Source organism: Clostridium omnivorum, assembly GCF_026012015.1.
GTDB classification, from domain to species: Bacteria; Bacillota; Clostridia; order Clostridiales; family Clostridiaceae; genus Clostridium_AX; species Clostridium_AX omnivorum.
This window is the reverse complement of the sequence record NZ_BRXR01000001.1, coordinates 2,294,255-2,310,421: the sequence shown is the minus strand read 5'-3', so window position 1 is coordinate 2,310,421 and position 16,167 is coordinate 2,294,255. Positions and strand designations below refer to the sequence as shown.

Genomic DNA, 16,167 nt, shown 5'->3' with positions numbered 1-16,167 from the left:
TTCATCCCTTATAATTTAATGTCTTATCTTAAATTATATTTTAAATATTATCCTTAAAATGCCCAGACATACATAAGTCCTATATGGATTAAAAGCATAACTATGGCAACTGGAAGCTGGTATTTTATAACTCCATACTTTTTATCCTTAATCTCCAAAATTGCATTTGGTACTATGTTGAAATTAGCTGCCATTGGTGTTATAAGTGTACCACAAAAGCCTGCTGTAAGTGCAAGAGCTGAGGCTATTACTGGATCTGCACCTTGAGTAAATACGAAGGGTACTCCTATTCCTGCTGTAATTACAGCAAAAGCTGCGAAGGCATTACCCATTATCATAGTAAACAGCGCCATACCTAAGCAATAGGCTGTAACACCAAGGAAAATATTGCCTTGTGGTACAACTGTCTTTATTCCATTAGCTATAACTGTTCCCACTCCAGCAGCAGTAAATACAGATCCTAAGGCTGCCAAAATCTGAGGCAGCATGCTTACGGGGCCAACAAGCTCTAATAATCTTCTAGAGTCCTCAGCAACTTCGTGAGTTTTACCTTTTGTAATTGATAATGCTACAACCAAAGCAAGTACTGCTGAAATTCCAAGTGCAACTAGAGAACCAAGCTGTTGTGTCCAGAATTGTGCAACTACAAAAGCCACCACTGCAAGAACTAGAGCCGGTACAAATATTTTATTTCCAATTTTCATTGACATCTTTTCTTTAAATTCTCTAGAAGATTCCTCAAACTTATTGAACTTAACAAGCTTAAGAGCTGAAAGCACAGCCATTGCTAGCACAAGATATCCTACAAAAGTATCATTTACTGCAATCTTTTTATTTCCCCAAAGTGTTCCTATTCTACTAAAGGTAAATATAAAGCCTAGTATTGCCCAAAACAAGGCAGTTGGTATTCTTGAGGGATGTTTCTTATCTTTAAGTGTGGCATAAACTGAATAAAAGGCAATGATTCCACATAATACATATAAAACTTCTGTTAATGAATCCTTTAGCATAATCCTACCTCCTAACTACATTTTTTCAGAATTATTTTTATCTGTTTTAATTTTAGCTTTATACTTTTTATCAAGCTTTCTATCATAATACAAAAATTGAAGCGTACCTACCACCATTATAATAAGAGCTATAGGAAGTGATGCCTTTGCAATACTTATTGCTTCAACTGGATATTTAAGCTCCTTCATAACTCCTACAATTAAAAGCACTCCACCTGATGCAACAAAGAAGTTCTGTCCAAAGAAGTTACCATAGTTTTCAACAGCTCCAGAAAGACCTTTAACTATTTCCTTATCTTCTTCGTCCATCTCTCCATATCTGCTGTCTCCAGCTCCTTGAGCCATTGGAAGTATCAGTGGTCTAATAAACTGAACATGTCCACCTATTCTAAGACCGAACATTGAAGCAAGAGTTCTTATAACAAGATAAATAGCATTTAATCTTCCAACAGTAGCAGACTTTATTTTGCTTATTAAATATGCTGCCCTTTCACGAAGTCCGTATCTTTCCATAAGTCCTATAACAGGTAAAGTTATGATAAATATAGACATATACCTGTTAACTACAAAAGCATTGCCTAAGGTTTTCATAACGTCATTAAAGGACATTCCTGACACGAGTCCAGTAGTAATTCCTGCAAACACAACTACTGCTATAGTGTCTAGTTTTAAAAATAACCCTACAATTATGATTGCGATACCAATAAGTTTAATCATTTTAATACCCCCTCTGTATAAGTGTAATGCTGCAGATAGCTTACTTATCTGCATTTATTGATATTGGCCTATATATAAATTATCAAAATTTTTAAGTTTTTGATGTATCCTACACTACATATTTCATAATTTATTTTAATGGGATCTTTATTTTTTCTAGTTATAATGTGAATATTTGCAACTTATACACCCCCATCCATCATTTTTTATTATTAAATATAAATTTGTATCACTTTAATTTCATAGCACCATGAAAGCACTTTACCATAAAAAAAGTATAGATTATTGCTATTCAATAACAATAATCTATACTTTTTAAAATCATATACTTATCTTTTCATCCACTTTATTATAATGCTAAGTTTTCCATCAATGAGTGCTGCAGAAACCATATGTCCCATTTGCTCTACCAGCCGCCTCGTAATAGCAAGGCCAAGACCTGTACTGTTTCCAGTTCTATTTCTATCTGCTGTGAAGGAACGCTCAAATAGGTGAGTTACATCCTCCTCCGTTAAACCAGGAGCATAGTTTGTAAACACAGTCTCTACACAATTCTTATGCTGCTTTAAAGATATTTCTACATTCTTTTCCCCATACTTTATCATATTTTGTATTAGGTTTGAAAACACTCTTCTTACAGCATTTTCATCAGCAATAATCACTGCTGCCTTTTCGTCTACATCAATAGAAGGTTCTATTCCTTTGCTTGAAAAATCATTATAAAAGGAAGCAATGATATCTACAATAATATTTGTAAGGTTAACAGCCTTTAATTCAAACTTATATTCATTGGCCTCAAGCCTCGACATATCATAAAAGGTGGATATTAAGGTTTGAAGATCCTTAGCTCTTCTGTCTACTATATCCGCATACTGCCTACGCTCTTCCAAAGATAAATCTCTGTCCTCCATAAGCTGCATATACCCCATAATTGAAGTAAGAGGCGTTCTAAGGTCATGTGAGATATTAGCAATTGCCTGCCTAAGCTCCGCATCCATTCTTTTATATTTAATTTCTGTCTTTTGCTTTTCTTCTAGTGTCTTATTAATCTCCAGAGCCAGGCTCTGCATTTTTTTATCTGGTGTAGCTATTAAAAGCTTTGAGTTTGTATTTGAGTTATTAATTCTATTTAACTTATTAGCTGCATCAGATAATTCTTTTCTGGTTGAAACATAAAGGGTGATAAATAATACAGAAGTTATTAAGCTTATACCAAGTAAATATTCCATACATACCACCCCTTTCTCCTATTTAACTTCTTTTCTTTCAAAGTATACTACGCTTAATGTTATAAATATAGCAGTGTACACTATGCCTGACACTATGGCCAGAACATAATCATGACTTGTGGCTGTTACAGAACCTACCTTATCCAGCTGCGTTGTTATAAGTAAATCACGTACTTTCATGAACTTATCAGAAACTAATATCGCAAGTAGTTTTATTATGCTTTTAATCACTACAAAGGCACCCGCATAAATAAATGCAAAGGCTGTATTATTAGTAAATAGAAGAGCTAAAAGTGTACCAAAGGATATAGCTGCAATCCATAATGGTATTGCTATAACCATTTTTAGCAAATCACTCTGAATGGTTCCCGGAAAGTCACTGCCAAGCCCAAATAGCGCTGCACCACTGCCATAACACACTATAAGTATGATAAACGCAGCTATAAACATGAGAATTATGGAGCTGATGATTTTACATAAAATCATTTTAGTTCTAGACATTCCAAAGGTAACCACATTTCTTAGGGTTATATTTTTATGCTCCTCCGAAGTAATCATATCTACAAGAATTATTACTAAAAACACTGGAAGTGAAATTGCAGCTGATGTCTGTCTTGTTAATGTAGTAAGCCCCATACCTTGAACATGATTAATCTTAAGTATAATATTAAGAAGTAATGCCAAACCAGCTACACAGCCTGTAAAAACCCAAAAATATAATCTGTTAAAACATCTATAAAGCTCAGCTTTTATATAATTAAGCATTATGATTCCCCCCTATCAAACTAATAAAGTAGTCTTCTAAGTTAGTTCCCTTTTCATTTACAGAAGACACTAGAACTCCGTTCATTACGAGCTCTTTTACTATGGTTTCAGGTTTATCAATATGCTCATAGATTCTCATTTCATTGCCGTTTAAAACTTCATATTTTTCAGTTTTAAGCTGTTTTTCTATTATAACAGCTGCCTTTTCTGTACTGTCAACCTTTATTGCTATGCAGCTCTTACACTTTTCCTCCAGCTGCTTTGCAGAAATTTGCTCTACAAATTCTCCGTTATGGATAAATCCATAGGTAGTTGCAAGCTGAGAAAGTTCACTTAATATATGACTGGAAATAACTATAGTAACGTTCTTTTCTCTATTTAGCTTTAATAATATTTCTCTAAACTCTACAATTCCAGTAGGATCTAGACCATTTATAGGCTCATCTAGTATTAGCATATCTGGACTTGCCATTATAGATAGTGCAAGACCTAGGCGCTGCTTCATTCCTAGAGAAAAGTTCTTAAACTTTTTGTTTCCTACATCATCAAGTCCTACAATTTTCAGAACCTCATCAACAGCCTGAGGCTCTACAATTCCCCTCTGCATTTTATAATATTCAAGATTTTTCTTTGCAGATAGATATGGAAAAAAACTTGGTGTTTCTATTATGCAGCCAGTTCTCATTCTAGACCTTCCAATGCCACTCTTTGAAGCTTCACCAAACATTTCAACCTCACCGCTGGTAGGCATTGTAAGACCAGATATCATTCTAAGCAAAGTAGTTTTACCTGCTCCGTTTTTACCTACTAGACCATATATATCCCCTTGTTTTACTTCCAAGTTTGCGCTATTTACTGCAAGGTGCTTTTTATATTTCTTAGATAAATTTTTTGTTTTAAGCACTACGTTAGCCACTTAAATCACTCTCCCCTTCCTTGTATATCTATATAATAAGGTAAAATATACAAGAAACCATAAACAAAGTCTTAAGAAAGCCTTAAGTTTTATCACTCATCTTAAAACCAATTCCCCATACAGTATGAATATACTCTGTATCCGGGTCTTCTTTAGCTATCTTTGAACGAAGGTTGCTTACATGAACATTTACTGTATTATCATCCCCCAGGAACTCTTCATTCCAAACCTTTTCAAACAGATTCGCTTTTGTAAAAACCTTGTTTGGATAGGACATTAATAGCTCTAGTATTGCAAACTCTCTAGCTGTAAGATTAATAGACTTGCCATCTACCATAACCTCAACTGTATCAGGGTTTAAAGATAAATTTTTATGTTTTAAAACATTACTTTTCTCATCCTCAGCAGAAAATACCATATACCTTCTAAGCTGCGCCTCCACTCTAGCTAGCACTTCATTCACATCAAAAGGCTTTGATACAAAATCGTCCGCACCTAATCTAAGCAAATCTATTTTTGTGTCTTGTCCAGTTTTAGCTGATATAACAATAATAGGCATAGTGTTCATTTTTCTAATTTCAGCAACAAGCTCTTCTCCTGTTACACCAGGCAGCATTAGATCAAGTAGTACCAATTGAAATTCATAATGCTCTAAACACATCTTTGCCTCAGAGCCAGAATAAGCACTTCTTACGCTATATCCATGCCTATTCAATATCTTGTTTAGAAGATTGTTTATATCCACATCATCTTCTACAATTAAAATGTTAATATTCTCATTCATATTCAATACCCCCAAGCCCTTTAGCTGATGTCCACACAGCAAATTTTTTAAAATTCATTCGCCATATTTCACAGCTCTAGTTTATATCTTTAGAAAAGACCCAAGACTTTTTAGCAAAGTCTCTGCCTTTAATAGTAACCTTGTTATTTTTCACTTCCACATAAAGTCCTTGGCTTTCATCATATAGCCTTTTTATTTTATATCCATTAGGCTCTATTCCATAATGAACAGCACCTGTATGAACAGTTGTAAAAGGCTGCTTAAGCTTTACATTATCTATACTTAAAAGCACATGAGTATGAGAAGTAAAGAGAACAACCTCTGGATACTGCGATAATATTTTAGTAAGCTTATCCTTCTGAACTACTCCATTCCATCCCTTAATACTTGTGCTTAAATGCTGATGTAAAAACACAAATATAGGCTTGCCCTTCTCCTGCTTTTCTGCTAACTTTTCCTTTAGCCAATCCAACTGTTTATCTGATAAGGTAGCATTTACTGCCCCCAGCTCTTTAGTGTTGCCGCTTTCTGAACCCAAGGATATAAAGTGATAATTTTTAATCCAGGTATCATGGTATACGGACTTTTCACCAGAGAAATTTAAGTATAGATTAATAAAGTGTTCCACATCCTTTTGACTGTTTTGGCCTTTTGCATAATCAAAATAGTCGTGATTACCAATATTCTTTATTATAGTTTTAGGCAGTAATTTAGAATCTTTATTTAAAATGCCTTGTACTGCATCATACTGCTTTTCTAAGCCTTCATCCACATTGTCACCATTTAGTATCATAGCATCCATATTATCATTTATAGAATATAAATCTTTAATTGCTTTATCCAGCTTACCTGCATTTCCATGCACATCACCTAATACTGAAAATCTAAGAGTATCATCCTTCGGTTCTTCTGTCTTTACAGCATTAACTGTGCCTTTAGTTTTTTTTGAGTTATCCCTTCCTGGTACTGTTCTATTTATACAAGCTGTTAATGACACAGCTGCAATAATCATCGTAACTAATATAGTTTTCTTTACTTTTTTCATAAATACCAGCACCACCAATCTTATAAAAATTATATGTTATTATGATATCACATAAATTAAAAACTATATATGCTGACAGGGTAAACTAGAAATATATATTTAAAGCTGCATTAAAAAAAGTCACAAATTGACTTCTTATAATGCAGCTTTTTCAAGTTTTCATTATACTAATCTATTTTAAACATGGATACCACTTGTTTTGGCACTTTTGTTTTCAAATTTTCCAGTTCAGCTTTTTCCTTTTCACAGCTTTCAAGGTCATTGTTATCTTTATAAAGATGATACGCATAAAAATGCCCCAAATATTGTGTTCTAGTATCTGCGTCATTTATAAGAAGCTTTATTTCATCATAATTTAGCTTTTTATGATTTCCATTAATAATTGCGCTTTGTGTTAAATTCCAAATGGCAAGTTCAACATTTCTTGTTGACTCACTTTTATGCATTCTGAGCCACCTTCCACCATCTGTATGAAACGCACCATTTCTCGCAGGAATTAAGCACGCTATTCCCATTGATATAGCCATAACACCAAGCAGCATCAAAAATAAACCCTTTGTAATTATAGCTATTGGCAAACATATAATTCCGACTACAATAGATGTAATTGGCCCACCTAAAAGAACTCGTCCAAATTTTTTAAAGTTATTTACATCATCATTTTGTGGAATTGTTGCTCCAAGTCCACCCCAAAGGGAAATATTTTTTTCTATATAAAATACAATTTTGTCCTTATCATTACGTTTAAAACCAAAAGGTCCTGCTATAAATAAATAGAAATTAAACCCCTGTGTTATTCCAGTAATAATATGACCTAATTCATGAATAGAACTTGAAAGTATAAAGCCTAGTATTGCATACAGAATAAATTGTAATATCCACACCATAAAGTCACCCCTAATTAACTTATGCTTACATTATAGCATATTAGTACAATTACATTAGCTGCCTATTCTTCTGCTTTTCTTATTATCTATTTTTATTTATTAGTGCTGCCCCAGTGTCGTATTGTATTAATTCTACATGTCGCATACTATACGACATAGATGATAAAACTTATGGCCTATAGGCGCTATATAGGCCCATACTTAATTTTCAAATAAAAAAAGATATACACCTAAAAGCTTCGGCGCCTATCTTTTACAACTTAAATAAGCCCTATATTTACATATAGAGCAGTCCTATTATTTATTAAACTTATATTATTGCTATATCTCTTTTATAGCAAACATTCCTCATAACATATACCTGAGTCATTATTAAGCAATAACTTCTCTAGCTTATTCATATTATAATTTCTCTGCTTATAATTATTGAAATTACCTTTACTGCTGCTTTTATGTTTTTCAGCAGCTGCCTTGATAGTACTAACGGTGTTTTGAATTGACTTTTGTACCGCTTTTCTCAGCATTTTATAGTAGTTGTTATTAGAACCTCTTCTTTTTACTTCAATAAGCTTTGCTTCAACTAACTCTTTTATATACCTCTGAATAGTTCTAACACTTCTTTTAAGCTTTTCTCCTAAAGTCTTCTGAGATGGGAAACAAACATCCTTTTCTCCATAACAATAACTTTGAAGCACACAGTATAGTCTAAAAGCTCCATCACTTATATTCTCAAGCATTGTATCATTATCAATTAATGTGAATCCCATCATTAACTCCCCCAAATTACTCATATAACACATTACCTGTGGTTATGCATTCAATCTGTAAATATGCAGAAGTCGTAAAAGTTTATAATATTATTTAATATTAAAATACTAATTGACTAATTACAATTAAAAGTATAACAACACCTGTGACTGCAGCAGCCCATCCCAGTGTTTTATTTCCGTCCTTTATGAATTTCACCCCATTTATTATATTAATAAGTGCTAGTAACCCTAGTACGATAGGCATCGTGCTGAAATTTTGACTTACTAAACAAGTTAACCCTAATATAATAACTATAATCGAAAGCAAAATAACTATAATTGATAAAGTTTTATTCTTTTTCATAAATAGCGCCCCCCCTAAATTCGTATTTGATTAAAATAAATTTATAATCATCTCTACAATAACTTTTATAGGATTATTCACTTTATATACAATCCCAGCTAATAATAAAATAAGCCCAAATGTAATAAGCAGACATCCTAATGCACCATTGATACTAAATACAGAAACTAATAGAATACTAATTATTCCTAAGACCATAAGGATTAGATTTGGTATAATCTTTTTCATTGCTGTGCCCCCTAAATTCTCTTTTTAGTTCATTATACATTTTTAAATATCCATTTCAATAAATAATCCCTTAAATGTCGTTTTTAGTGCATGAATTATTCTATTTGTCCATATTTTTTTCATACCAATTATCTGCAATTCTTATAGCTACAATGTTTAATACTAAGGCAATTCCAACTACAATAGCTAAGTTTAGTGCAGTATCTAATGAAATAAACTTTTTGCCACCAATTCCCAAGTAAGAACTTATTCCGTTACCTACTATAATAGCAATCAAAAGTGATATAGTTTCAAGCCTTCTTCTAATCTTTCTATATTTTTTTAACTTATCCATATGACTTATACCCCCATCATCAATATAATGCAAAATGCCATTTTTAGTGAGTGATTTATTCTTTAATTCTTAATTTCTTCTACTAGTTATAACTATTTAGTATATTCTAGCTTTCTTTTACCTCATTATATATTATCAAAATAAAATTTATTATCAGTAAAAGTACTGTTAGAATGCCTATAAATTTATTAACACTTGGAAGCACTAAGAGAATAACTCCAAGTACCACCAGTGCTATAACTGAAATAATATTGATACATAAAATTATTTTATCTTTCACATTATTATACATTTTCTCACCTCATCCATATAAGTACCCTCTCCGCTCAATTATATATCCTTTTTATGCCACTTCAATAAATAATTCATGAAATGTCACTTTTAGAGCATGAATAGTACAATACATGAATATTAAACATTTTTTGAAAGCTTCTCCAAAGTCCTAATATAACCAAATTCTCTTTCATAATACTTCCTCTGCATAAAATGCATCTTATTTTTCATTGGCCGTTCGTGTCAAAATTTATGCGTTTCATACAAAAGCATTTACATCTATTAGTTTTTTTGTAATGATTTTATTATAGATAGTATTAAAAGAGGTGCATAAACATGAATAAAGATTGTTTAAGATGTAAAACAAAAATGGAGGAAGCATACCAGGTTGATTTTCCTTCATTAATTATCCAAAGAAAAGAGTCCGGTTTAAAGGGAGCCTTTGCAAAAACTTCGGAAGTTAATGCTTGGGTTTGCCCTAACTGCGGCTATGTAGAATTAAATGCTTGTAATCCAGAAATTTTCAAATAATAATAATTACAAAGAGAAACGCCCATTTTCCCCCAAATGGACGTTTCTTTTTGTAATCCTCTAAAAAATGCATAATACATTCTTTAATACTAGAGATATATTGCCTTAATTGGATCCATCCTTGATGCATTAATTGCTGGTATTATCCCGAAGATTATTCCTACTAGAACAGAAGTAAGTGTTGCGCCAATAAAACTATTTACAGTTAGAACTGGTCGGAATGGTAAAAAAATGCTAGCAACTTTACCAAATAAGAATCCACAAAGAATACCTATTAAACCGCCTGTTCCAGTTACTAGAATTGCTTCAAATAGAAATTGAAGTAAAATACTTTTCGGCTTTGCTCCAATAGCTCTTCTTATACCAATTTCTCTTTTTCTTTCAGATACAGAAACATACATGATATTCATTACACCTATCCCACCAACAAATAGGGATATCCCAGTAACTAGCGCAATAAAGGCAGTTAACCCTCCTATAATCTTTTCAAAGGCTTTAGTAATAGCCTGAGGATCTTGAAGTTTATATTCACCTTTTAAATTAGGATGTTGCTGTTTTAACTCTTTTTTTATGTCTTCGAAAACCCTATTTTTATCCTCTCCTGCTTTAAAATAAACATCTATACTTGATATAGTATCATTTGAATTTATTTCTTCTTTAGCACTTTTTGATACATAACTTGAGGTACCAGCTAGCGAAAATGCTCCAGGTTCCCCTAAAACTCCTATTACCTCATAATTAACCCCATTTATGGATACTCCTCTACCAATAGCTTTTTCAGGAGAATCAAAAAGGCTTTTTGCTGCTTCAAAATTAATTACTATTAATTTTGAAGCATTTTCATTTTCTTTAAAGAAACGTCCGTATTTAATATTTAAACTTTTACCTTCATAACTGTCTATCATAATTGTTGCATTCTTATCAAAACAAGTTACTTGCACAGAAGTAAAGCTTATTCCTGCAATACCTTGACTAGCTTCTACCTTCTCTACTCCATCTATATTCTTAAGGTAATAAGCATCTATTTTGCTGAAAGGTTCAATCAAGGTTAAGTCTGCTCCAATATTCTCTGACTCAAAATAGATATTTATCCTATTTGCACTAGTATCCTCCACTGATTTATTTACCTCTGCTTTTAAACCATCTCCGATGGATAGAATTGTAACTACGGAACTTATGCCTATGATAATTCCTATCATTGTAAGAAAAACTCTTAATTTATGTGATTTTAGACTATATATTGAAGTTCTAAACAAGTTAATTATAGACATATTTAATCCACCTTTGTTATCAATCCATCTTTTATATAAATTACTTTATTGGCATACTTAGTCAAATCACTATCATGAGTTACCATAATTATAGTTTTTTTTTCTTCGTTTAGTATCTTAAGTATATTCATAATATCCTCACCAGTTTCGCTGTCCAATGCACCAGTAGGCTCATCAGCGAAAATTACATATGGATCATTAATAAGAGCCCTAGCTATGGCAATTCGCTGCTGCTGCCCTCCGGATAATTCCGAAGGTGTTTGTTTCTTCTTATTTAACAATCCAACAATATCCAAATACTTTTCGACTCTCCTATTCTTCTCTTTTTTAGATATAGTACCCTTCTCTTTATAGAGCAGTGGAAGCTCAACGTTCTGACCAATAGTTAAAGAATCTATTAAGTGGAACTGTTGAAATATAAACCCCATGTAACTATTTCTTAAATCAGATTTTTGATTTTCATTGAAATTAGTTACATCATTACCATTAAATATATAATTTCCTTCATCAAAGCGATCAAGAAATCCAAGAAGATTTAATAGCGTTGTTTTTCCGCTGCCTGACTTTCCCATAATCATGAGAAATTCTCCTTGTTCGATGGTGAGGTTTATATCCTTTAACGCATGTAATTTATCCTCTCTTAACTTATAATACTTATTTATATTAATTAAATCGATTAGCTTACTCAACAGACATACCTTCCTTCATGTCTTTAGCATTTTTTGCTATATTGTCGTTTTCTTTTAATCCCGAAATAACAACAACTTCAGAAGAGTTGTCACCCTCATAGGTGACTTCCTGCTTAGTTAGCTTTTTATTTACTGTTTTAAATACATATTTTTTTCCTGCTTCTTCAAAAATAGAACTCTTTGGTATTTTTATTTTTTCTGATGAAAGCTTAACCGTAACTTGTACATGAAATCCGTTGGTTATGTATTCTTGAGAATCTATGGATATATTTACATCGTAATAGGATATATTATTTGAACTGCCCCCAGCAACAGCTTGAGTACTAGGTTCTGTTACTGGTCTGTTACCTATATTCTTTACCTTACCAGTCAAGGTTTTTTTTGTAGAAAATATAAATATATCTGCAGTTTGATTCTCTTTAAGCTTTGGCTGATCCTTCTCATTAACATTTCCTTTTATATAAAAAGAAACTGATTCTATTACAATAAATGGCTTTGTAATATCCTTCTGAGAATCGCTTAGAAGTACTTTCCCATCTATTGGAGAAGTTACTACAGTAAATTCTTTTTCTTTTAATATCTTAAGCTGATCTTGATTTGTATCAATTTGGTTTTGGATAGAATCTATTTGATCCTGATAGCCACTGATCTGAGCTTCCGTACCAGAAGTTTGTGTTGCAGCAATTGCTGCGTTGTTTTCAGTTTCACTCTGTAACCCTTGATTTTTTGCTTCTTCCTTCTGCTTTGCTAAAAGCTTCTTTGCTTCAGTCAACTTTTCACTGAACTGCTTTTTTTGATTGTTACTTGAAGTAATCTGCCTGTTTAATTGTTCTACTTGATCAGTAATTTGATCATTTTTATAAGTAAAAAGGATATCCCCTTTCTTTACTGCTTGTCCATTGTTAACAGAAACTTTATTTACATTTCCTTTTGTGTTGTCTAAAAAAATATTCTCTGTTTTTTCAGGGGTAACAATACCATTTACAAATACTTTTTCCCTATCCGGTATAGTATAGAGTGCTATTGGGGCTGTTCTATTAACACTTCTTCCGCTTCTATTTATTGCATATAAACTAATACTAGAGACTAAGATTATAAAAATAGTTATAAATATAACCATATATTTCTTTTTCATAAAAAAATTCCCTTTCCAGTATAATTTCATGTTCATGCCACTCAATCTTCCCAATATCTAAATTTAATTTTCAATATGGCATTATAAATTATCAATTATATTAACCCATTAAATAAATATCTTATCATAAACTGTTTATCTTATTCATTGATAATTTTGTCTATTTTTAGATATGAAAGTAGAAATATTGTAAATACACTTAATTTTATAAGACTGATTATATAACTCTTAAAATAAGATTTGAAAATTATACTAATTAATGAAATAAAAATAATGCACGTTATACTATGAAAAATTACATTCTTTTTCTTTGAGTTTATATTTAAGAAACCTTTTATCTTTTTATTTATATTTGCCCTTTCAAATATCTTATCGAAAATAATCACAACAATAAACAAAAAAATTATTTTAAAAAATAAACTTTGTAAAATCATATTTAGTGTGTCCTTTCACTATTTTTTCTTTAATATTTATAATATAAAAAGCTTTTTTGCAGATAATATAATACTCTTTTATACAAATAACTATTTATTTTAACAAGCTTATAATTTTTTCTTCAAATTCACAATCTCTATCCTTATTATTATATTTATTTTTTAACTCAACAAACTTTCCATCTACTAGTACTAAAATATCATTACTAAGTTGAGATGCGATTGGCAATATATGTGTTGATATTATTACAATATTCCCCTCATCTGCATAGTCTAGTAGGATATCCTTTGTGAACTTTACATTTATAGGATCAAGTGAGGTTAATGGTTCGTCCAATAGCAGTACTTTAGGTGAAGTTAATAATGCCATTGCTAATGATAACTGATGCCTCATTCCATGAGAGTAATTGATTACCAACTCGTCCCAAAAATCATATATATTAAACTTCTTTGCATACTTACTCAAATAACTATCATTAAAATCTAGTTTTTTCATTTCTTTAATTAATTCTAGATGTTCATGTCCTGTTAAGTATTCTAGAAAGACGCCACTTTCTGGCGTATAGCTTATATCATCATGATTTAGATCTCCATGAAATTTAATCATTCCTTCATTATATTTTATTTGTCCAGATAATATTTTCATAAAAGTAGTTTTACCAGCACCATTCTTTCCGAGTAAAGAATAAATTTTATTGCTTTCAAGAACAACTGAAATTCCTTTTAATATCTCTGTATTATAATTTTTTCTTAAATTTTGAATTTCTAGCTTCATCATCTATCTCCTTAAATTATTTTATAAATTGTTTAGCTACTAAAAAACTTATATTTGCTTCAATTATTGCCGCAAACAATAATAATGTTAATATTGTAATAAATATACTCATTTTTTCAGATACAGAGTTAATATAAAACTTTTTTGCATTATACCTCTTATTTATAAATTTTCTTAATGTTGAAGTAGATAAAAGAAAAGCTAAAGAAATTGCTAATATCTCAATCAAACCATGTGTAAAAATTAAGAGAACTGAGTAAATTATAGATCCACTATTAAGATAAACATAATAGATTGAAGCAGATGTTAAATATGCATTATATAATAGCATTAGGCTTGAAGCAATTCCAAACGTTAGATTTCCCAAAAGTATCATAAGAATAGCAGAAGACGCATTATGAAAAAAAAGTTCACTCCATTTTAAATTTGCAACATTTAGATTAATAGTAGTGAAATTACCCTTAAGTGAATATACATCACATAAAGAAATCACTGTAAATGTAACCCAAATCACAATTGGAAATACAAGTACTCTTTTATTATTCTTAAGCATCTTATATATTGTACTCATTCATTCTTCCCCCACCATAAATTCTTATAAAAAACCTGAAAATAGTATTTATATATTACAAGATTATCGAAAAAATACTATATACTATTAAAGACATCGTTATAATCGCAATATAGCCTGTTACTTTTTTCAATAGTTCTCCTCTAAAATAAAAAGATAGCTTTTTAAGAATAATTACATATATAAGGTTTGTTATATAAACAAATGGTATATTAATCACAAAATATTCAAACAAAAAAAGCTGGGTAAATTTATTCATTAATGTAAAAGGTATTAATAATATAATAAGTTTAAAAAAAGTATAAAATGAATTCATTAGTGTTATTTTAAAAACACTTACGTTTATTCTTCTTAAATATAAAATAAACTCAGTATTATACCTTCTAAACGTTAAATTCATCAAAATAAATAACATAATTGAATTTACTGCTAAAGTATTTTTACCACTATAATTTAATAGTAAGTTTAGAAATGATAAAAAAATTGTGATTACAATTAAATCCTCATCAATAATTCCATATCTTCTATATAATTCAACGAATACGCTCAATATTTTATTGAATCGTCTTATTTTTAATTCTTTATTCTTTTCATCTTGATAATTTAAAACTTTATCAGACATGTATTTTGTAGCTGCAATAATACTTAATATAATAAGCGTACATAATAATAATGTGTAATTATTATGGAAAATTAAACTTTCAATTTTCACACCAAAATTATTGTATATCATATCAATAATGGCCATTTTATTATTCTTTATAAGCTCATAATAATAGTAGAACTTGTTCATTATGTACGGAATTATACAAATTATAGTACTATACATCATTTTGATTAAAAAAGTATTTGATTTTTTCTTAGTATTGTTTAATGCCCTTTTTAGTAATCTAAAAAAGGATATTATACAGGAACTAGTTAATATTATGTATAGAATAATGAATATATCTTTCAAAAAATTAAATTTTAAAAATAATGCAGGTACTATAATTAAAGGTAAGAATAATACACATACAATACACCATATAAAAAATGAATTATAGAAAAATGTTTGTATAATGAATTTTCGTTTTTTATCAATATTTAAGCTCATATTTTCTATAAACGCAACTATATCATATTCCATTTTTATGTTCCCAATCACGGTAACTATTAGAATTAACACTAAAATCTTCATTAATGAAATTCTAATTATTATATGCTGTGGCAGATCATATGAAACTGGAAAAAATAATAATTCTAACAATCCAATTACTAAAAACCAAAAAATATACAGCAAAATACTATAATAATAAAAAGAGGTCATCCACTTTTCAACATAAACCTTAAAATTTTCGTCGTTTTTAAAAGAATTTGTTAAAACATATAATAACTTGTTTCTTGTTATTTTTAACATATATATGAAGTATATTTTAAAATTGTAATGCATATTAATCACCTATATCTATCTAGTTGTTATT

20 protein-coding genes are annotated in these 16,167 nt (G+C 30.4%); 1 reads left to right on the top strand and 19 read right to left on the bottom strand.

Annotated elements, in window-relative coordinates:
- Positions 1–53: 53 nt before the first annotated feature.
- The 13 genes from bsdE14_RS11075 to bsdE14_RS11015 all read right to left on the bottom strand — a co-directional run bounded on the left by bsdE14_RS11075 (position 54) and on the right by bsdE14_RS11015 (position 9,320).
- Positions 54–1,010 carry a DUF979 domain-containing protein gene (locus bsdE14_RS11075; protein ID WP_264849994.1) on the bottom strand — a complete coding sequence of 319 codons (957 nt, stop codon included), beginning with the start codon at positions 1,008–1,010 and terminating at the stop codon, positions 54–56.
- Between the two features lie 15 nt (positions 1,011–1,025).
- Complete coding sequence (locus tag bsdE14_RS11070) at positions 1,026–1,724, bottom strand: DUF969 domain-containing protein (RefSeq protein WP_350339565.1); 699 nt, start codon at positions 1,722–1,724, stop codon at positions 1,026–1,028.
- 332 nt (positions 1,725–2,056) lie between these two features.
- Entirely contained in the window at positions 2,057–2,956 is a 900-nt protein-coding gene (locus bsdE14_RS11065; RefSeq protein WP_264849992.1) for a sensor histidine kinase, read from the bottom strand.
- Positions 2,957–2,974: 18 nt separating this feature from the next.
- Positions 2,975–3,721: a DUF2705 family protein gene (locus bsdE14_RS11060; RefSeq protein ID WP_264849991.1), complete on the bottom strand. Its 747-nt coding sequence runs from the start codon at positions 3,719–3,721 to the stop codon at positions 2,975–2,977.
- Positions 3,714–4,637 carry an ABC transporter ATP-binding protein gene (locus bsdE14_RS11055; protein WP_264849990.1) on the bottom strand — a complete coding sequence of 308 codons (924 nt, stop codon included), beginning with the start codon at positions 4,635–4,637 and terminating at the stop codon, positions 3,714–3,716. Before bsdE14_RS11055 ends, bsdE14_RS11060 begins: the two co-directional genes overlap by 8 nt.
- Before the next feature lie 82 nt (positions 4,638–4,719).
- The gene (locus tag bsdE14_RS11050; protein ID WP_264849989.1) at positions 4,720–5,421 is read right to left on the bottom strand and encodes a response regulator transcription factor; all 702 of its coding nucleotides are present in this window, start codon (positions 5,419–5,421) and stop codon (positions 4,720–4,722) included.
- Positions 5,422–5,497: 76 nt separating this feature from the next.
- On the bottom strand, positions 5,498–6,466 hold the full coding sequence (locus tag bsdE14_RS11045) for a metallophosphoesterase family protein (protein WP_264849988.1): 969 nt from the start codon (positions 6,464–6,466) through the stop codon (positions 5,498–5,500).
- Positions 6,467–6,633: 167 nt separating this feature from the next.
- Complete coding sequence (locus tag bsdE14_RS11040) at positions 6,634–7,353, bottom strand: zinc metalloprotease (protein WP_264849987.1); 720 nt, start codon at positions 7,351–7,353, stop codon at positions 6,634–6,636.
- A 332-nt stretch (positions 7,354–7,685) separates the two neighbouring features.
- Complete coding sequence (locus bsdE14_RS11035) at positions 7,686–8,123, bottom strand: helix-turn-helix domain-containing protein (RefSeq protein WP_264849986.1); 438 nt, start codon at positions 8,121–8,123, stop codon at positions 7,686–7,688.
- 97 nt (positions 8,124–8,220) lie between these two features.
- Positions 8,221–8,466 carry a hypothetical protein gene (locus tag bsdE14_RS11030; protein WP_264849985.1) on the bottom strand — a complete coding sequence of 82 codons (246 nt, stop codon included), beginning with the start codon at positions 8,464–8,466 and terminating at the stop codon, positions 8,221–8,223.
- 30 nt (positions 8,467–8,496) lie between these two features.
- Positions 8,497–8,694, bottom strand: coding sequence for a hypothetical protein (locus bsdE14_RS11025; RefSeq protein WP_264849984.1), 198 nt, complete (start codon positions 8,692–8,694; stop codon positions 8,497–8,499).
- 100 nt (positions 8,695–8,794) lie between these two features.
- On the bottom strand, positions 8,795–9,028 hold the full coding sequence (locus tag bsdE14_RS11020; protein WP_264849983.1) for a hypothetical protein: 234 nt from the start codon (positions 9,026–9,028) through the stop codon (positions 8,795–8,797).
- A 106-nt stretch (positions 9,029–9,134) separates the two neighbouring features.
- Positions 9,135–9,320, bottom strand: a complete 186-nt coding sequence (locus bsdE14_RS11015; RefSeq protein WP_264849982.1) for a hypothetical protein — start codon at positions 9,318–9,320, stop codon at positions 9,135–9,137.
- Positions 9,321–9,637: 317 nt separating this feature from the next.
- Here bsdE14_RS11015 and bsdE14_RS11010 point away from each other — a divergent pair, with 317 nt between their 5' ends.
- Positions 9,638–9,832, top strand: a complete 195-nt coding sequence (locus bsdE14_RS11010) for a hypothetical protein (RefSeq protein WP_264849981.1) — start codon at positions 9,638–9,640, stop codon at positions 9,830–9,832.
- 89 nt (positions 9,833–9,921) lie between these two features.
- Here the strand turns inward: bsdE14_RS11010 and bsdE14_RS11005 are convergent, their stop codons facing one another.
- The 6 genes from bsdE14_RS11005 to bsdE14_RS10980 form a co-directional block, all read right to left on the bottom strand.
- A complete protein-coding gene (locus bsdE14_RS11005) occupies positions 9,922–11,103 on the bottom strand; it encodes an ABC transporter permease (RefSeq protein WP_264849980.1) in 1,182 nt (393 codons plus the stop codon).
- Between the two features lie 2 nt (positions 11,104–11,105).
- A complete protein-coding gene (locus bsdE14_RS11000) occupies positions 11,106–11,792 on the bottom strand; it encodes an ABC transporter ATP-binding protein (RefSeq protein ID WP_264849979.1) in 687 nt (228 codons plus the stop codon).
- Positions 11,785–12,927: an efflux RND transporter periplasmic adaptor subunit gene (locus bsdE14_RS10995; protein ID WP_264849978.1), complete on the bottom strand. Its 1,143-nt coding sequence runs from the start codon at positions 12,925–12,927 to the stop codon at positions 11,785–11,787. The genes bsdE14_RS11000 and bsdE14_RS10995 overlap by 8 nt, the downstream gene beginning before the upstream one ends.
- Before the next feature lie 528 nt (positions 12,928–13,455).
- Positions 13,456–14,136 (bottom strand): ABC transporter ATP-binding protein, encoded by a 681-nt coding sequence (locus tag bsdE14_RS10990; RefSeq protein WP_264849977.1) that lies wholly within the window; start codon positions 14,134–14,136, stop codon positions 13,456–13,458.
- 16 nt (positions 14,137–14,152) lie between these two features.
- Positions 14,153–14,707, bottom strand: a complete 555-nt coding sequence (locus tag bsdE14_RS10985; RefSeq protein WP_264849976.1) for a stage II sporulation protein M — start codon at positions 14,705–14,707, stop codon at positions 14,153–14,155.
- A gap of 55 nt (positions 14,708–14,762) precedes the next feature.
- The gene (locus bsdE14_RS10980; protein ID WP_264849975.1) at positions 14,763–15,419 is read right to left on the bottom strand and encodes a hypothetical protein; all 657 of its coding nucleotides are present in this window, start codon (positions 15,417–15,419) and stop codon (positions 14,763–14,765) included.
- Between the last annotated feature and the right edge of the window lie 748 nt (positions 15,420–16,167).